Origin of the sequence: Microbacterium sp. APC 3901 (genome assembly GCF_030407765.1) — a bacterium.
Classification (GTDB): domain Bacteria; phylum Actinomycetota; class Actinomycetes; order Actinomycetales; family Microbacteriaceae; genus Microbacterium.
This window is the reverse complement of sequence record NZ_JASDCU010000003.1, coordinates 55,763-72,845: the sequence shown is the minus strand read 5'-3', so window position 1 is coordinate 72,845 and position 17,083 is coordinate 55,763. Positions and strand designations below refer to the sequence as shown.

The window sequence follows — 17,083 nt, the reverse complement described above, 5'->3', positions numbered from 1 at the left end:
TGGAAACAAAGTGAACGGCTCGAAATGAGACCCGTCCGCGACTAGTGGTCTGCCCTGTCTGGGTGGACCGACCCCAGACAGGAGAATTGTGGCTGGTAAACCACGCGTACACGAGATCGCCGCCGAACTCGGCGTCGACAGCAAGATCGCACTTGCAAAGCTCAAGGAACTCGGAGAGTTCGTCAAGAGCCCCTCTTCGACCATCGAACCCCCGGTGGCGCGCAAGCTTCGCGCTGCCATCGAGTCGGATGCCTCGCTGAAGGCAACCGCTGACGCGGCCCCCGCCGCGGCCAAGCCCGGTGCTGCGAAGCCCGGTGCGGCCAAGCCCGGCGCTGCCAAGCCCGGCGCCGCGAAGACCGATGCGGCAACGCCCGGTGCTGCGAAGCCCGGTGCTGCGAAGCCCGGTGCCGCGAAGACCGGTGGACCGACTCCCGGGCCCAAGCCCGGACCCAAGCCGGCCCCCGCGCCGGAAGAGCCCGTCGCCGCTCCGGCTCCCGAGGCTCCCGCCCCGGCCGCAGAGGCTCCGGCCGAGACCGCTGCTTCGGCAGAGGCCACGCCCGGATCCGCTGCACCGAAGTCGAACGACGGCGGCGCGCCGAAGCCCGGCGCACCGCGTCCGGGCAACAACCCGTTCTCGTCGGCGCAGGGCATGGGCCAGCGTCCGGCAGGGCCGCGCCCCGGCAACAACCCCTTCGCCTCGGCGCAGGGCATGGGCCAGCGTCCGAGTCCCACTCCCGGCAACATCCCGCGCCCGCAGGCCCCGCGTCCCGGTGCGCCGCGTCCGGGTGCCCCTCGTCCCGGTTCCCCCCGTCCCGGCGCTCCGCGCGGCGGTCAGGGTGGTCGTCCCGGCGGCGCCCCGTTCCAGCAGCGTCCCGGCGGCCCCGGTCGTCCCGGCGGTGCCGGTGGACCCGGTGCCGGTCCCGGTGCTCGTCCCGGTGGTGGCTTCGCAGGTCGCCCCGGCGGCGGCGGCGGTCGCGGCCGTGGCCCCGGTGGAGGTACCGCAGGTGCCTTCGGCAAGGGCGGCGGCAAGAGCAAGCAGCGCAAGTCGCGGCGGGCGAAGCGGCAAGAGTTCGAGATGCGGAGCGCCCCGGTCGTCGGTGGCGTCAACGTCACCCGCGGCAACGGGGAGATCATCCGCATGCGCCGTGGTGCGTCGATCGCGGACTTCGCCGACAAGATCGAGACGCTGACCGGCTACACGGTGCAGCCCGGAACCCTCGTGACGATCCTCTTCAACCTCGGCGAGATGGCCACGGCCACCGAGTCGCTGGACGAGGCCACGTTCGAGGTGCTGGGTGAAGAGCTCGGCTACAAGATCCAGATGGTCTCGCCCGAGGATGAGGACAAGGAGCTCCTCGAGGGCTTCGGTCTCAACCTCGAGCAGGAGCTCGAGGAGGAGAGCGAGGACGACCTCGAGATCCGTCCTCCGGTGGTCACCGTCATGGGTCACGTCGACCACGGTAAGACCCGTCTGCTCGACGCGATCCGCCAGACCAACGTCATCGACGGTGAGGCCGGCGGCATCACGCAGCACATCGGTGCCTACCAGGTCTGGACGGAGCACGAGGGCATCGAACGTGCCATCACCTTCATCGACACCCCGGGTCACGAGGCGTTCACCGCCATGCGTGCTCGTGGAGCGCAGGTCACCGACCTCGCGATCCTCGTGGTCGCGGCCGATGACGGCATCATGCCGCAGACGGTCGAGGCGCTGAACCACGCACAGGCAGCGAACGTGCCGATCGTGGTCGCGGTGAACAAGGTCGACAAGCCCGACGCCAACCCGGCCAAGGTCCGTCAGCAGCTCACCGAGTACGGTCTGGTCGCAGAGGAGTATGGCGGAGACGTCCTGTTCGTCGACGTCTCGGCTCGGGCGAACACCGGCATCCAGGAGCTCCTGGACGCTGTGCTGCTCACTGCCGACGCGGGCCTCGACCTCACGGCCAACCCGAACAAGGCCGCTCGTGGTGTCGCCATCGAGGCGAAGCTCGACAAGGGCCGCGGATCCATCGCCACGGTGCTGATCCAGTCCGGAACGCTTCGGATCGGTGACGCGATCGTCGCAGGAACGGCTTACGGCCGCGTGCGTGCGATGGCAGACGAGAACGGCGAGCAGGTCCTCGAGGCCTACCCGTCGCGTCCGGTGCAGGTGCAGGGTCTCAACTCGGTGCCCCGTGCAGGCGATGTCTTCATCGTCACCGAGGAAGACCGTATGGCCCGTCAGATCGCTGAGAAGCGTGAAGCGGTCGAGCGCAACGCCCAGCTGGCCAAGGCCCGCAAGCGCATCTCGCTCGAGGACTTCACCCGTGCTCTCGAAGAGGGCAAGGTCGAGTCGCTCAACCTCATCATCAAGGGTGACGTCTCCGGTGCCGTCGAGGCACTCGAGGAGTCGCTGCTCAAGATCGAGGTCGATGACTCGGTGCAGCTCCGCATCATCCACCGCGGTGTCGGTGCGATCACGGAATCCGACGTCAACCTCGCGACGATCGACAACGCGATCATCGTGGGCTTCAACGTCCGCCCCGACACGAAGGCGCGCGAGCGCGCCCAGCGTGAAGGCGTGGACATCCGGTTCTACTCGGTGATCTACAACGCGATCGACGAGGTCGAGAGCTCGCTCAAGGGCATGCTCAAGCCGGAGTACGAAGAGGTCCAGTCTGGTGTCGCCGAGATCCGCGAGGTGTTCCGCTCCTCGAAGTTCGGCAACATCGCCGGTGTCATCGTGCGATCGGGAACGATCACGCGAAACGCCAAGGCTCGCGTCATCCGCGACGGGGTGGTCGTCGCGGACGGCCTCGCCATCGAGTCGCTGCGTCGCTTCAAGGACGACGTCACCGAGGTTCGTACGGACTACGAGGCCGGTATCGGCCTCGGCAAGTTCAACGACATCCAGATCGGTGACGAGATCGAGACGACAGAACTGATCGAGAAGCCTCGCGGCTGATCGAGTTCGATATCTTCGGGCGAGGGTGCGTGATGCATCCTCGCCCGAAGAGTACGTAGAGGGAGAGAACAATGGCTGGTGAAAGACAGGCCCGTCTGGCTGATCGTATTCGAGTGATCCTTGCGGAGCGCCTCGAGAAGGGGTTGCGAGACCCGCGCCTCGGCTTCGTCACGATCACGGATGTCCGTGTCACTGGCGACCTGCAGCACGCCTCGGTCTTCTATACGGTGCTCGGCACCGAAGAGGAGCGTCTCTCCAGCGGCGAGGCTCTGACCTCCGCCACCGGAATGCTGCGCAGCGAAGTCGGGAAGCAGCTCAGCACGCGGCTCGTGCCGACACTCGAGTTCATCCCCGATGCCCTGCCGGAGAACGCCGATCACATCTCGGCTCTCCTCCGCGAAGCGCAGCAGCGCGACGCCGAGGTGGCGAGGCTCGCTTCCTCCGCATCGCACGCGGGCGACGCAGACCCCTACCTCCGCCAGGAAGACGACGACACGAAGTCCTGAATATCGGCGCCCTCGCCTGGGCGCCACGGTGTCTTGCTACTCTCGGCTCCACGGGCGATCGCCCGAGGGGACTGGGGAGTTCGGCATCGATTTTTCGCGCGCGCACGGGGCGGCCTCGATCGCACCAGCGGTCATCGAGAAGATTCTCGAGGACCTTCTCGAGCATGATCTGAGCTGCGCGCCGCATGTCGCGGCGCGACTCGCATTCGAGCTGTCTGAAGATCCGCAGACGGTTCTCGCGGTCGCAGCCCGACTCGACGCCGCTCAGCGTCACGGGCTCAGGGCGCTTCCCTCGCCGCTGCCGATGGTTCCATCGGTCGAAGCCCTGTTCGCTCACCTGGAGCTCGACGACAGAGATCGTGCGGTCCTCGTCGCCGTGTCGCTGCGGCTCGACGACAGCCTCGACCCGCTGGTCGACTTCTCGGGTCGGTCCGCCGCAGAACTCGCAGGCGGCCCACTCGGCTCACTTCTCGACATCCATGCGGGCCGAGTGCGTCTCGCCGACCCCCGGCTGGCGATCTGGCTGCGCGCGACGACGACGTCGTCATTGGCTGCCGCGGTGCACTCGAGACTGCATCGGGTCTTCGAGGTACGCGGCGAGAGGGTGGAAGCCGACTGGCACGGCGCGCGTGCGGCGATGCACGGCGAGCCCGTCACCGCGGGTGAGCTCACGCGCATCGCGAGAGAGCACTCGGAGGCCGGACTGAGTGAGCGCGCCTTCCACCTCGCGGCGGAAGCCGCCGTGCACTCCAGCGGGATCGAGAAGGATGAGGCGACGCTCGTCGCCGGTGTCGCGGCGATCGCCGCAGGCTACGCGGTCGAGGCGGCGGCCCGACTGGGAAGTCTCTTCCCTCACGGTGACGAGCTCTATCGTCTGCAGGGTCTCGGCGGTCTGCTCGTCGCCGAGGCGCATCTCCGCGGGGCAGTGCCTGAGGTCGACATGAGCGTCGTCCAGCCGCGCGTGGACGACGCCACCCACTGGTACTCGTGGGCGCGGGCTTCGGCCTTCGCTGCGATGCTGTGCGCCGAGCGGGGCGACCGCCGCGGGATGCGCTCGTGGCTCGAGGCGCTCAGAAGCGCGAGCGCGCGCGTCGACGCAGACAGCGAACTTCGAGACCCGGTGGTCGCGCTCGCCTGGCTCGTGATCGGCGACGGGGAGACAGACGATGTGCGCGGCACCGGTCCGCTCACCGGAAGCATGCTCCTGGCCCTGCGTGCGGCTCTCGACGGAGACATCGACAGAGGTCTTCGACTGCTCGCTGCCGGAGATTCTGCGATCGGTGTCGAGGCCGATCCGTTCGTGGCCGGATTCGAGCTCAGTCCGCTCGTGGCGGCCTATCGGGCGATCGTCGAAGCGCTGCTTCTGATGTGGCGCGGAGATATCGGCGCGGCGCGCGACCGGATGCTGCGCGCCGCGCTCGAACTGCCCGTCGCCGTGCCGTTCGACGGACTCGGCGTCGTGATCGCGCGACGCCTCGACCTGGCTGTGCTCGGTCATCTCGGGCCGTTCGCGAGGGCGCTCACTGCCGCTCTTCCTGCGCCCGGGCGTATCGATCAGCTCGTGGATCGAGGCATCGAGGCATTCCTGGCGGGCGATTCAGCCGAGGCGGCGGCGTGCATGCGCCTCTGGCGAGACCGCGGCGCTCCGCAGCCGATGCTGTCCGTTCCCGGGCTCGACGAGGCGATCGTCGTCACGCATGGCGCATCGTGGCATCCGCGCCGGATCGAGCCGCCCGAGATCGCTCTCGCCCAGCGGCTGCGGGTGCAGATCACCAGCTGTTCGGATGACGAATGGCGCGTCGAGCGTCCACTGGTCGTCGCCGCCGCGCGCACTCTGACCTCGCCGTTCTCGCGCGGGCGAGTCGAGGCGATGATCGGCACCAGATCACTGATGAAAGGCGACATCGCGATAGGCAGAGAGCATCTGTCGATGGCTCTGAACCTGCTGGAGGTCTCCGGTGCCACGGCGTGGGCGAGGGCGATCGCGGGGCGTCTCGATCGGGTGGAGGCCGCAGACGGCGCCGCCGTCGCTCCAGACCCGCTCTCATCGTGCCGCCGAGTCTGGGAATCGATGCTCACCGCTCGCGAACTGGAGGTCGCGATGCTGGCGGTCGGCGGATCCTCGAACCGCGACATCGCGGACTCGCTCCACGTGTCGGTGCGCACTGTGGAAGTTCATCTGGGTCGGGTCTTCACGAAGCTCGAGGTCAGGACCCGCGTCGAGCTCACCGTGCTCGCTCATCGCATCGGACAGTACGTCTGATCGTGGCAGTCAGCGGGGGAGCGACAGCATCTCGCCATCAGCCTCGGCGAGGCCGTCGGCGATGAGCGAGTCGATCGCGCGGTCGCGCTGAAGCGGATCCGGCCATTCGGCGAGCACGGAGTCGATCAGGACCGGCGCAGGTGCCGCGGCACGAAGGGTACGCAGAGCGGCGCCCCTCGCCTGACGGTCGGAGCCTTCGAAGGCCGCTTGACGTCTTCGGGTGTCGCCGGTGTCCGGCCGCCCCGCGGCAACCCAGGCGCACACGTCGACCAGAGGGCAGATGTCGCAGCGCGGTGATCGCGCCGTGCACACGGTCGCGCCCAGCTCCATCGCCGCCGCGTTGAACACGGCCGAATCGTCGACATCCGCGGGGAGCAGTGAATCCATGAGGTCCAGATCGCGGCGTGAGGGCGGGCCCGGCTGCGCCCGGCCGAGGATCGCGCGTGCCATCACACGACGTGTGTTCGTATCGACGACGGGGTGCCGGTCGCCGTAGGCGAAGACGGCCACGGCTCTCGCGGTGTAGTCGCCGATCCCCGAGAGGTTCAGCAGGGCGTCCACATCGTTGGGAACGATGCCGCCGTGTCGTTCCGTGATCTCGACGGCGGCGCGATGCAGCCACAGTGCGCGGCGGGGATAGCCGAGGTTCGCCCATTGCTGCAGTACCTCGGAAGTCGAGGCGCCAGCCATCGCCGCAGGGGTGGGCCACCTGTCGAGCCATGCCTCGAGGTGCGGTATCACTCGATTCACGGGGGTCTGCTGCAACATGAACTCGCTGACCAGCGTGCCCCAGGCGCCGAAGGCCTCGTGGAACCGCGGACGCCGCCACGGCAGGTCGCGTGCCGCGTGCCGATACCAGTGCATGAGAGGCAGAGACACCTCGGCGGCGGGGAGCGATGTCGAAGGCACCTCGACAGCCTAGGCGAACCGGGAACCCACCCGGCGGACCGGGGCCGCCGCCGGCGCAAGCGAGGGGTGTGCGGTGGAGAGTTCGGACGCATCGTAGGCTTGAGAGATGGTCTCGCCCGGCATCCTCCTCGTCGACAAACCAGCTGGACTGACCAGCCACGACGTCGTCGCACGCACCAGGCGCGCGCTCGGCACTCGCAAGGTGGGGCACGCGGGAACTCTCGACCCCATGGCCACCGGTCTGCTCGTGATCGGCGTCGAGGGTGCGACTCGACTGCTCACCTACATCGTCGGGGCCGACAAGACCTACGAGGCCACGATCCGGCTCGGGCAGACGACCGACACGGATGACGCGGACGGTGAGACCCTCACGGAGGCCTCTGTCGAGTCGTGGGATTCGGTGACCCCCGACAGAGTGTCAGCCGGGATCGCAGCTCTCACCGGCGCGATCTCGCAGGTGCCGAGTTCGGTGTCGGCGATCAAGGTCGACGGACGCCGCGCGTACGACCGTGTGCGCGCAGGGGAAGAGGTTGTGCTGGCCGCACGCGATGTCACGGTCTCGCGCTTCGACGTCATCGCCGAGCGGTCCGGTGAAGGGTTCCTGGATCTCGACGTCGTGGTCGACTGCTCCTCCGGCACCTACATCCGCTCGCTCGCCCGTGACCTGGGTGCCGGGCTCGGGGTGGGCGGGCATCTCACGGCGCTGCGGCGCTCGCGCGTCGGTGACTTCGATGTCGCGGATGCCGTGATGGTCGATGATGTCGTCGAGACGGCGTTGCTGACCCCGGCCGCCGCGGCCGCGAGGGTCCTCGATCCGATGTCGGTGTCGGCAGAGGAGGCGAGAGATCTGCGTCACGGAAAGAGACTCACGGGGCAGGCTGATCGGCTGATGGGCTCGCTGGCGGCCGCGATCGACCCCGACGGGGTGCTCGTGGGAGTCGTCGAGAGACGCGGTGCTGATCTCAAGAGCGCCATGAACATGCCGGAGGCCGCCGGATGATCCTCTGGCTGACCATCGCCCAGGTGGCGGTCGCGACCTTGGTGGGCGTGTTCTGCGTCTCGCTCGGTCTGGCCGGCCGGCGTCCGAGCGACTACACCGTCGGGGCGCTCGCCCTTGTGGAGCTGCTCCTCGTCGTCCAGGTGGTGGTCGCGATCGTGGCGCCGCTGGCAGGAAACCCTCCGACGGGCGACCTGCTCGAGTACTGGGTCTATCTCGTCTCGGCGGTACTGCTGCCAGTGGGCGCCGTGCTGTGGGCGCTGATGGAGAGGAGCCGCTGGAGCACGGTGATCCTCGGCGTGGCCGCTCTGGCGGTCGCGATCATGGTGTGGCGCATGCACGTCATCTGGACCATCCAGGTGGCCTGAGCCGGTCGGGGGCGCAGCCGAGTCTTCCCACCCGGATCTAGAATGGAGGACGCTATGAGCACCACCGTTCCCACCTCCCGCATGAGCGGCATCGGCCGTGTCCTCGTGATCGTCTACGCCGTGATGGCGCTGGCGGCGACCGGTCGGAGCTTCGTGCAGATCTTCCGACAGTTCGACGAGGCGCCTCTCGCCTATTCCTTGTCGGCGCTCGCGGCTGTCGTATACATCCTGGCCACTCTCGCGCTGGTCCTCGCGAGTCGACGCGGCTGGTACGCCGTGGCCTGGGTAGCGATCGTCTTCGAGCTCGCCGGAGTCCTGGTGATCGGTGCGTCGAGCGTCTTCTTCCCCGAGCTGTTCCCGCACGACACCGTCTGGTCGATGTTCGGGCGAGGGTACCTGTTCATCCCGCTCGTGCTTCCTTTCTTCGGCATCTGGTGGTTGCGCACCCACGCGCCGATCCGCGACGCTCAGCCCGCTCTCCGTGCCGAGGCCGACGCATGATCGTCTTCCGCGACCCGAGCGATGTGCCGGTCGGCTTCGGCCCCTCGGTCGTGGCGATCGGCAAGTTCGACGGTGTTCACGCCGGTCACCGAGCGGTGATCCGTCGCCTGAAGGAGATCGCGGCGCAGTCGGGAGTCCGCGCCGTCGCCGTCACGTTCGACCGCAACCCGCTCGCTGTGCTTCGACCGGATCGCTGCCCCGAGAACGTGGTCACGGTCGAGCGCAAGCTGGAGCTGCTGGGCGAACTCGAGCTCGACGCGACGCTGCTTCTGACCTTCGATGCGGAACTCGCGGCGCGCAGCGCCGAAGACTTCGTCGCCAGCATCCTGACCGGTGCGCTGCACGTGTCCACCGTCCTCGTGGGCCGGGACTTCCGGTTCGGTCGGGGCGGAGCAGGAGACCCCGATCTGCTCAGAGAACTCGGGCCGAGGTACGGATTCACGGTCGAGGTCGTCGACGACGTGTTCCTCGACGGGTCCGATCGTCGCGTCTCTTCCACGTGGATCCGTGAACTGCTGATGGCCGGTGACGTCACCGCTGCCGCTCGTGTGCTCGACCGCAACGTCGACGTGCGCGGTGAGGTCGTGCACGGACTCAAGCGCGGGCGGGAACTCGGCTTCCCCACTGCGAATCTCTCGGCGTCCGTCGACTCGTTCGTTCCTGCCGACGGTGTGTACGCCGGATGGCTCGTCGACCATGAGACGGGGCTCCGGCATCGGGCAGCCATCTCGGTGGGCACCAACCCCACTTTCGACGACGTGCTCGAGCGCCAGGTCGAGGCGCATGTGATCGGCGAGACCGATCTCGACCTGTACGGTCACGACGTGACCGTCGAGTTCGTCGAGCGTCTGCGCGGCATGGTCGCATTCGAGGGGATCGAGAAACTGAAGACGCAGATGGCCACCGACGTGACGGATGCCGAGAGAGTGCTGTCGAGCCGCTCCAGCTGAACTCCACTCGAACTCTGCGTGTCCTGATCTGCGTCGCTCAGGTCGCATGGCATAGAATGTACTTCGGTGGTCCTTGATCCTCGCGCGTCATTCGCTCGTAGACGATCACCGGAAATACTGTTCGTACGGTCCTGGCTCACGCCACACGCGGACACCGAGAACGGCCGATGCATCCCCCGGATGCTCCGGCCTTCACGCTCAGGAGGAGCATGCCGACCACGGCAACCGCCGCAACACGGCGCAAGAAGACGTCTCGTCGCGATGATGAGGCACCCCTCATCCCGATCCTCGCCCGCAAGGTGCGTGAGATCGAGGCGAAGTCGCAGCGCGGAAAGCTCGGACCGACGAACCGGGTCAAGTTCCAGGTCATCGCGTTCCTGGTGCGCGAAGAACGCGCGAGAGTCAAGGCCGATCCCGAGATCGCCGACGCCGCCCGAGCCGAGCTGCTCAAGCGCCTCGACGGTGTGGCAACGATCCTGGCGAAGACGGCGGCGCGCGACACCTCACTGATCCAGCTCCTCGAGGCTGATCAGGCGACTTCGCCGGTCGCGAAGCGCATGCGACGCGACTGGCTGCTCGAGTCCGGCGCCGAACTGGCACCCGAAGAGCTCATCATCGCCGATGTCGCCCCGGTCCAGACACCTGTGGTGTCGGCGGGGATCGCCGAGCGCCAGGTGACACCGCCGTCGGTCGAGGCACGCCAGCTGGCGAACCCGTTCCTCGCTCCGGATCTCACCCCGCGCGCAGCCACGACCCCTCGTCGACGTCTGGACGGCTGGGAGCTCATGGGACCCCTGTACAAGGCGTTCGAGACCGGAGCCGGGGGAGGAGCCGCGAGCATGGACCTGCCGCCGGCCCCCGAGTACGACCACCTCTCGCCCAAGGGCCTCGAGGTCATGGTGCACCAGTCGCGCTTCCTCGAAGCGGTGCGCGAAGGACACAGGAGCTTCCTGCTCGCCGACGAACCGGGCCTGGGCAAGACTGCGCAGTCGGTGCTGGCCGCATCCGTCGCCGGCGCCTACCCGCTGCTCGTCGTCGTGCCCAACGTCGTCAAGATGAACTGGGCGCGAGAGGTCGAGCGGTGGACTCCGCAGCGCAGGGCGACGGTGATCCAGGGCGATGGCGCCGACATCGACGCGTTCGCCGACGTGTTCATCGTCAACTACGAGATCCTCGACCGTCACATGTCGTGGCTCGCGTCGATCGGTCTTCGGGGCATGGTCGTCGACGAGGCGCACTTCATCAAGAACCTCAGCTCACAGCGCTCGCAGAATGTGCTGTCGCTCGCGAATCGCGTACGCGAGCGCACCCCTGGCGGCAACCCGCTGATGCTCGCGCTCACGGGCACGCCGCTGATCAACGACGTCGAGGACTTCGACGCGATCTGGCGCTTCCTCGGGTGGACCACGGGTGAGAAGCCGGGGCCGGAGCTGATGGAGAAGCTCGACGCGACCGGTTTCACGCCCGCCGACAAGGCGTTCTACCCGGAGGCTCGCGAAGCGGTGATCTCGATGGGGATCGTCCGGCGCAAGAAGAAGGACGTCGCCGCCGATCTGCCCGACAAGCTCATCGCCGACCTGCCCGTGCAGCTGGACGATGAGTTCGGCCGCGGAATACGTCAGGCCGAGCGCGAGCTGGGCGAACGACTCGCCGGTCGGTACCGGAGGATCATCGAGGCGCGGGGTGACCGCGGACTCGCTCCGGGCGAGATCGACCAGGACATCGTGCGTCTGGTCGCTCAGAACGAACTCGAGGAGTCGAAGGCCGCCGGAACCGGCGGAGACAACGTCTTCACGATGGTGCGCCGAATCGGACAGGCGAAGGCGCATCTGGCGGCGGACTACGCAGCTCAGCTCCAGCGGTCGGTAGGCAAGGTCGTGTTCTTCGCGAAGCACATCGACGTGATGGATCAGGCAGAGGCGCACTTCGCCGCTGCCGGCATCCGATCGGTCTCGATCCGCGGTGACCAGACCTCGACCGTCCGCCAGCAGGCGATCGACGACTTCAACGGCGATCCTGCTGTCGGTATCGCGGTGTGCTCGTTGACCGCTGCCGGTGTCGGTCTGAACCTGCAGGCCGCATCGAACGTGGTCCTGGCGGAGCTGTCGTGGACGGCGGCAGAGCAGACGCAGGCGATCGACCGAGTGCACCGCATCGGTCAGGACGAGCCGGTGACGGCGTGGCGGATCATCGCGGCGCACACGATCGACGCGAAGATCGCGGAGCTCATCGACCAGAAGCAGGGTCTTGCGGCGCGTGCCCTCGACGGCGAGGCCCTCGATGAGGCGGCCGCCGAGCCTGTGCAACTGGGTGCCCTCATGCACCTGCTCCGGGAGGCGCTCGGCGCCGTGTGACACGCGCTCGTCAACTGAGACATCGGCGTTAAGAACTGCGGTTCTTGACGCCGATTTCTTGCGTTGATCGACTTGTTCGCTCATTTCTCACGAATCGTCTCGATTTCGCCGCAAGATCCCCGGTTTTCGCCGTCCCGAATGGCGCCAGGTCGTATCGGAGCGCTAGTGTCGATCGCAGGCACCGTCGCCTGTTCCCCCTTCCACTCAACCGTCTGAGGCAAGCATGAAGATCGGCATTCTGACGAGCGGCGGCGACTGCCCCGGACTCAACGCGGTCATCCGCGGCATCGTGCTCAAGGGCACCACCACCTACGACCTCGAGTTCGTCGGCATCCGCGACGGCTGGCGAGGCGTGGTCGACGGCGATTTCTTCCCCCTCACCCGTCACGAGGTGAAGGGCCTGTCGAAGGTCGGCGGCACGATCCTGGGCACCAGCCGCACCAATCCCTACGAGGGTGAACGCGGTGGAGCCGACAACATCGCCAAGACTCTGTACGGGCACAAGATCGACGGAATCATCGCGATCGGCGGCGAGGGCACCCTCGCAGCGGCCGACCGCCTCGCGAAGGACGGCATCAACGTCATCGGTGTGCCGAAGACCATCGACAACGACCTTCGCGCCACGGACTACTCCTTCGGTTTCGACACGGCCGTCAACATCGCCACGGATGCGATGGACCGTCTGCGCACCACAGGAGACTCCCATCAGCGCTGCATGGTGGCCGAGGTCATGGGCCGTCACGTCGGCTGGATCGCTCTGCATGCGGGAATGGCCGCGGGTGCGCACGCCATCTGCATCCCCGAGGTGCCGATGTCCATCGACGACATCACCGCACTCGTCTCCAGCGCGCATGACCGCGGTCGCGCGCCGCTCGTCGTCGTCTCTGAGGGGTTCAAGCTGCTCGGCATGGATGAGGCGTACAGCGACAAGGGCCTCGACGCCTTCAACAGACCTCGTCTCGGCGGCATCGGCGATCAGCTCGCTCCCGCGATCGAGCGGATCACGGGCATCGAGACTCGCGCGACGATCCTCGGACACATCCAGCGCGGCGGATCCCCGTCCGCGTTCGACCGCGTGCTCGCCACCCGCCTCGGACTACATGCGGCTGACGCGATCGTCGAGAAGGCGTGGGGTCAGATGGTCGCGATGCAGGGCACAGACATCGTCCGTGTCCCGTTCGCAGAGGCGCTGGGAGAGCTGAACACGGTTCCCCGCAGCCGCTACGACGAGGCCGCAGCGCTCTTCGGCTGAGACCGGAGTGGGCGGATGCCGTCGGCATCCGCCCACTCTCGGAACGCCTGAGCGCACCGGACGAGCCCGGTCACTCCGCGGCGAGGCCCACCGTGTCGAGGATCCACGCGAGCTCGAACGCGCGTTCCTTCCACGAGTTGTAGCGACCGCTGACACCTCCGTGACCGGCGACCATCTCGCATTTGAGCAGAGCGTCCGACGCGCCGGCGACACGCAGGGCGGCGATCCACTTCGCGGGCTCGACGTAGAGGACCCGTGTGTCGTTGAGCGAGGTCACTGCGAGGATCCGCGGATAGTCCACCCCATCACGGACGTTCTCGTACGGCGAGTACGACTTCATGTACTCGTAGACGTCGGCGCCGTGCAGCGGGTCGCCCCACTCGTCCCACTCGATCACCGTCAGGGGGAGCGAAGGGTCGAGGATCGTCGTGAGCGCATCGACGAAGGGAACAGCCGCCAGCACGCCCGCGAAGAGCTCGGGAGCGAGGTTCGTCACGGCTCCCATGAGGAGTCCGCCGGCGCTTCCGCCCTCGGCGACGAGGCGCTCAGGAGACGTGACGCCCTGTTCGATGAGGTGCTCGGCGCAGGCGACGAAGTCGGTGAAGGTGTTGCGCTTGTTCAGCAGCTTGCCGTCCTCATACCATTGCCGACCCATCTCACCGCCGCCGCGGACGTGCGCGACGGCGAAGACGATGCCTCGGTCGAGCTCCGAGAGCCGCGCTACCGAGAAGCCGGGATCGATCGAGTGCTCATACGAGCCGTAGCCGTAGAGGTGCACCGGTCGGGCCTCGGAACCGGGCTCGCCGAACGAGCGCTTCCAGACGAGCGAGATCGGCACCCGGGTGCCGTCCGATGAGGTCGCCCAGTCGCGCTTCTGTCCATAGTCGAGGGGATCGTATCCGCCCAGTACGGAGACCTGCTTGCGCAGGTGGAGGTGACGGGTGGCGAGATCCAGCTCGTAGACGGTGCCCGGGGTCACGAAGGAGGTGTAGCCGAGCCGGAGGAAGGGCGAGTGCCACTCCGGGTTGCCGCTGACGCCCGCCGAATACAGGGGCTCGTCGAAGACGATGTCGTCGACGGCGTGCGTCGCGTAGTCGAGCAGCCCGACACGCTCGAGCCCTTCGCGGCGGTACTCCACCGTCGCGAAATCGCGGAACGCATCCATCCCGAGCAGCCGGCGTCCTGGTTCATGGGCGAGCACCACCTGACGATCCCCCTGCGGATCGGATGCCGCCACCGAGACGAGCTCGAAGTCCAGCGCACCGTCGTTGTGCAGGATGTACAGACGGTCCTCGCCGTCGACCACGGCGTGTTCGAGCGAGTACTCGACGCCATCACGACGGGGCCAGACGATCTGAGGCGCGGCGGTCAGGTCACCCGCGAGATCGACGAGGTACTCCTCGCTGGTGATGCTCGATCCGACAGCGATCACGAGGTACTTGCGGCTGCGGGTGATGCCCGCGCCGAGCCAGTACTTCTCGTCGGGCTCGTGGAACAGCTTCACGTCGTCCGCGACCGGCGTGCCGAGGCGGTGCAGCCAGAGCGTGTCAGGACGCCACGCGTCGTCGCGCGTGGTGTAGAGGATCCCTGTGCCGTCGGGCGTGAAGAACGCCCCACCGGTGTCGGGGATCTCATCGGGGAGGGTCTCGCCCGTGACGAGATCGCGCACGTGCACCGTGTAGAGCTCATCGCCGTCGAAATCCGTCGCCCACAGGAGCTTGGTGGCGTCATCCGAGGTGTCGAACGCGCCGAGGGAGAAGAACTCGTGCCCCTCGGCCTCGATGTTGCCGTCGAGCAGCACGGTCTCACCCGGCACCGCCACTCCCGGTTCCAGCACCGGGGGAGTCCAGTCGTCCTCAGCCGCGGCGGTCCGGCAGTGGATGCCGTACTGCGCGCCCTCCTCGGTGCGGCTGTAATACCACCAGTCCCCGCGCCGCGTGGGCACGGAGAGGTCGGTCTCCTGCACGCGGCCCTTGATCTCCTGGAACAGCGTCTCGCGCAGATCCGCCAGGTGGGAGAGCTCGTCGTCGGTGTGGGCGTTCTCGGCCTCGAGGTGCGCGATCACCTCGCCCGAGTCCTTCTCGCGGAGCCATTCATACGGATCATCGAATGTGTCGCCGTGGTGTGTGCGGAGGGTCGAGCGGCGGTCTGCGATCGGGGCATCAGTCACGGGTTCCACGCTAGCCCAGGTCGAGTTGACCGGTACCCGGGAGGGTGGGAGGATCTACCGGGGCCGGTTAACGGAAGTGAAACCCACGGTGAACTCTTCGTTCATCACGTCGATCCCGTCGACACCTCTCCTTTCTTCCTCAACGACCGAAAGTGAACGGTGGAAACCGCAGCCCTCATCGTCGTGCTGGTCATCGCGCTGGCACTCTTCTTCGACTTCACCAACGGGTTTCACGACACGGCCAACGCGATGGCCACTCCCATCGCGACCGGCGCGCTCAAGCCCAAGACAGCCGTCCTTCTCGCAGCGGTGCTGAACCTCGTCGGTGCGTTCCTCTCGACCGAGGTCTCCAAGACCGTGTCGCACGGCATCATCCGCGAGGACACGATCCAAGGCGATGTGTTCCTCCCGATGATCTTCGCCGGTCTCATCGGCGCGATCACCTGGAACATGCTCACCTGGCTGCTGGGCCTGCCGTCGAGCTCGTCCCACGCGCTCTTCGGCGGCCTCATCGGTGCCACGCTGGTCGGGGTCGGGGTCGGCGGCATCGACTTCGGCATGGTGCTGTCGAAGATCATCCTCCCGGCACTCATCGCCCCGCTGACGGCCGGGATCATCGCGTTCGCCGCGACGAAGCTCGCGTATTCGATCACTCGGCGCTACGACGGCAAGCCCGATGGACGAGACGGCTTCCGCTGGGGCCAGATCTTCACGTCGTCGCTGGTGGCGCTCGCACACGGCACGAACGACGCCCAGAAGACGATGGGTGTGATCACCCTCGCGCTCATCACAGTCGGATGGCAGAACAGCGAGCAGGCGGACCCGTACCTGTGGGTCATCATCGCGTGTGCGGTCACGATCGCCCTCGGCACGTATCTCGGCGGGTGGCGGATCATCCGCACGCTGGGCAAGGGCCTGACCGAGGTCAAGCCCGCGCAGGGCTTCTCGGCCGAGAGCTCGACGGCGGCGACGATCCTCGCCTCCAGCGCCTTCGGCTTCGCGCTCTCGACCACCCAGGTCGCTTCGGGTTCGGTCATCGGGTCGGGTCTCGGCCGCCGCGGATCGACGGTTCGCTGGCGGACCGCAGGTCGGATCGCCATCGGCTGGCTCCTGACCCTCCCGGCGGCGGGTGCGGTCGGCGCTCTCGCGGCCCTGCTGATCACGTGGCTCGGGCTCTGGGGCATCGCGATAGACACCGTCCTCGCGCTCGCCGTGATCATCGGCCTGTTCCTCCGTTCGCGCAAGGATGCCGTGACTCATGCGAACGCGATGAGCGACGTGGCCGAGTCGGGGCTCGCGATCGAGCACCCCGACACCACTCCGCCCACGCGCAGGCAGCAGCGGATCATGGACGCCAAGGCTGAGGCGAAGGCACGCGCAGATGCACGCGAGAAGGCCAAGGCCAAGGCCAGGGCCGACGCGAAGGCGAAGGCGGCGGCGAAGGCGGCGAAGAAGGCACCGGAGACCGGCGTCGCGACGAAGGTCGATGACCCGGAGAAGGCGAACAGCGAGGAGTCGAAGTGAGCGTCGCCATCGAATGGGATGCATTCCTCCAGGTGTTCCTCGCGGCGCTGCTCGGCGCCTGCGCCGTCGTGACCTTCTATGCGTTCGGGCTTCGGCTGCTGGTCCGCAGCGGGCATGCGCCCGTCGTGAGTCCGGCGGAGTTCACCGACGCCATCACCGTGGTCTCTGAGAAGGAGCTCAAGCGGGCGGCGAAGCAGGCCGCCAAGGCGGCGAAGAAGAGTCCGCTCACCGAGGGGCAGCGACGCATCGCGCTCTACGGCGCCTACGGGTGCTTCGCGCTGTGCGGTGTGGCTGTGGTGGTCGGCATCCTGATCATCGTCGTCGGGCACTGATCGACGCGTCCGA

The 17,083-nt window shown here is 67.5% G+C and carries 13 protein-coding genes; 11 read left to right on the top strand and 2 right to left on the bottom strand.

Annotated features, from left to right (window positions below):
* Nucleotides 1-88: 88 nt before the first annotated feature.
* The 3 genes from infB (at nucleotide 89) to QMA07_RS03430 (ending at nucleotide 5,713) form a co-directional block, all read left to right on the top strand.
* Complete coding sequence (gene infB / locus QMA07_RS03440) at nucleotides 89-2,944, top strand: translation initiation factor IF-2 (protein WP_290160066.1); 2,856 nt, start codon at nucleotides 89-91, stop codon at nucleotides 2,942-2,944.
* Nucleotides 2,945-3,015: 71 nt separating this feature from the next.
* A complete protein-coding gene (rbfA, locus tag QMA07_RS03435) occupies nucleotides 3,016-3,450 on the top strand; it encodes a 30S ribosome-binding factor RbfA (protein WP_290160065.1) in 435 nt (144 codons plus the stop codon).
* 304 nt (nucleotides 3,451-3,754) lie between these two features.
* Nucleotides 3,755-5,713, top strand: coding sequence for a helix-turn-helix transcriptional regulator (locus tag QMA07_RS03430; RefSeq protein ID WP_290160064.1), 1,959 nt, complete (start codon nucleotides 3,755-3,757; stop codon nucleotides 5,711-5,713).
* Between the two features lie 9 nt (nucleotides 5,714-5,722).
* Here QMA07_RS03430 and QMA07_RS03425 read toward each other — a convergent pair whose 3' ends face one another.
* Nucleotides 5,723-6,577 carry an A/G-specific adenine glycosylase gene (locus tag QMA07_RS03425; RefSeq protein ID WP_290160252.1) on the bottom strand — a complete coding sequence of 285 codons (855 nt, stop codon included), beginning with the start codon at nucleotides 6,575-6,577 and terminating at the stop codon, nucleotides 5,723-5,725.
* Between the two features lie 151 nt (nucleotides 6,578-6,728).
* Here QMA07_RS03425 and truB point away from each other — a divergent pair, with 151 nt between their 5' ends.
* From truB to QMA07_RS03395, 6 genes are all read left to right on the top strand, one after another.
* Nucleotides 6,729-7,622, top strand: coding sequence for a tRNA pseudouridine(55) synthase TruB (truB, locus tag QMA07_RS03420; protein WP_290160063.1), 894 nt, complete (start codon nucleotides 6,729-6,731; stop codon nucleotides 7,620-7,622).
* Nucleotides 7,619-7,987, top strand: coding sequence for a hypothetical protein (locus tag QMA07_RS03415; protein ID WP_290160062.1), 369 nt, complete (start codon nucleotides 7,619-7,621; stop codon nucleotides 7,985-7,987). The genes truB and QMA07_RS03415 overlap by 4 nt, the downstream gene beginning before the upstream one ends.
* Nucleotides 7,988-8,041: 54 nt before the next feature.
* Nucleotides 8,042-8,488, top strand: a complete 447-nt coding sequence (locus tag QMA07_RS03410) for a hypothetical protein (RefSeq protein ID WP_290160061.1) — start codon at nucleotides 8,042-8,044, stop codon at nucleotides 8,486-8,488.
* Nucleotides 8,485-9,438 carry a bifunctional riboflavin kinase/FAD synthetase gene (locus QMA07_RS03405; protein ID WP_290160060.1) on the top strand — a complete coding sequence of 318 codons (954 nt, stop codon included), beginning with the start codon at nucleotides 8,485-8,487 and terminating at the stop codon, nucleotides 9,436-9,438. Before QMA07_RS03410 ends, QMA07_RS03405 begins: the two co-directional genes overlap by 4 nt.
* Nucleotides 9,439-9,647: 209 nt before the next feature.
* A complete protein-coding gene (locus QMA07_RS03400; protein WP_290160059.1) occupies nucleotides 9,648-11,792 on the top strand; it encodes a DEAD/DEAH box helicase in 2,145 nt (714 codons plus the stop codon).
* A gap of 223 nt (nucleotides 11,793-12,015) precedes the next feature.
* Entirely contained in the window at nucleotides 12,016-13,044 is a 1,029-nt protein-coding gene (locus QMA07_RS03395; RefSeq protein WP_290160058.1) for an ATP-dependent 6-phosphofructokinase, read from the top strand.
* A gap of 70 nt (nucleotides 13,045-13,114) precedes the next feature.
* On the opposite strand, the gene QMA07_RS03390 is transcribed toward QMA07_RS03395, so the two are convergent.
* Nucleotides 13,115-15,214, bottom strand: a complete 2,100-nt coding sequence (locus QMA07_RS03390) for a S9 family peptidase (protein ID WP_290160057.1) — start codon at nucleotides 15,212-15,214, stop codon at nucleotides 13,115-13,117.
* Between the two features lie 159 nt (nucleotides 15,215-15,373).
* Between QMA07_RS03390 and QMA07_RS03385 the strand changes: the two genes are divergently transcribed.
* On the top strand, nucleotides 15,374-16,738 hold the full coding sequence (locus QMA07_RS03385; protein WP_290160056.1) for an inorganic phosphate transporter: 1,365 nt from the start codon (nucleotides 15,374-15,376) through the stop codon (nucleotides 16,736-16,738).
* A complete protein-coding gene (locus QMA07_RS03380) occupies nucleotides 16,735-17,070 on the top strand; it encodes a peptidase (RefSeq protein ID WP_290160055.1) in 336 nt (111 codons plus the stop codon). The genes QMA07_RS03385 and QMA07_RS03380 overlap by 4 nt, the downstream gene beginning before the upstream one ends.
* Nucleotides 17,071-17,083: the final 13 nt, after the last annotated feature.

Coding starts and splice junctions, on each gene's coding strand:
- QMA07_RS03400 (WP_290160059.1), top strand. CDS start 9,648: ATGCCGACCACGGCAACCGCCGCAACACGGCGCAAGAAGACGTCTCGT.
- QMA07_RS03425 (WP_290160252.1), bottom strand. CDS start 6,577: ATGCACTGGTATCGGCACGCGGCACGCGACCTGCCGTGGCGGCGTCCG.
- truB (WP_290160063.1), top strand. CDS start 6,729: ATGGTCTCGCCCGGCATCCTCCTCGTCGACAAACCAGCTGGACTGACC.
- rbfA (WP_290160065.1), top strand. CDS start 3,016: ATGGCTGGTGAAAGACAGGCCCGTCTGGCTGATCGTATTCGAGTGATC.
- QMA07_RS03430 (WP_290160064.1), top strand. CDS start 3,755: ATGGTTCCATCGGTCGAAGCCCTGTTCGCTCACCTGGAGCTCGACGAC.
- QMA07_RS03405 (WP_290160060.1), top strand. CDS start 8,485: ATGATCGTCTTCCGCGACCCGAGCGATGTGCCGGTCGGCTTCGGCCCC.
- QMA07_RS03395 (WP_290160058.1), top strand. CDS start 12,016: ATGAAGATCGGCATTCTGACGAGCGGCGGCGACTGCCCCGGACTCAAC.
- QMA07_RS03415 (WP_290160062.1), top strand. CDS start 7,619: ATGATCCTCTGGCTGACCATCGCCCAGGTGGCGGTCGCGACCTTGGTG.
- QMA07_RS03410 (WP_290160061.1), top strand. CDS start 8,042: ATGAGCACCACCGTTCCCACCTCCCGCATGAGCGGCATCGGCCGTGTC.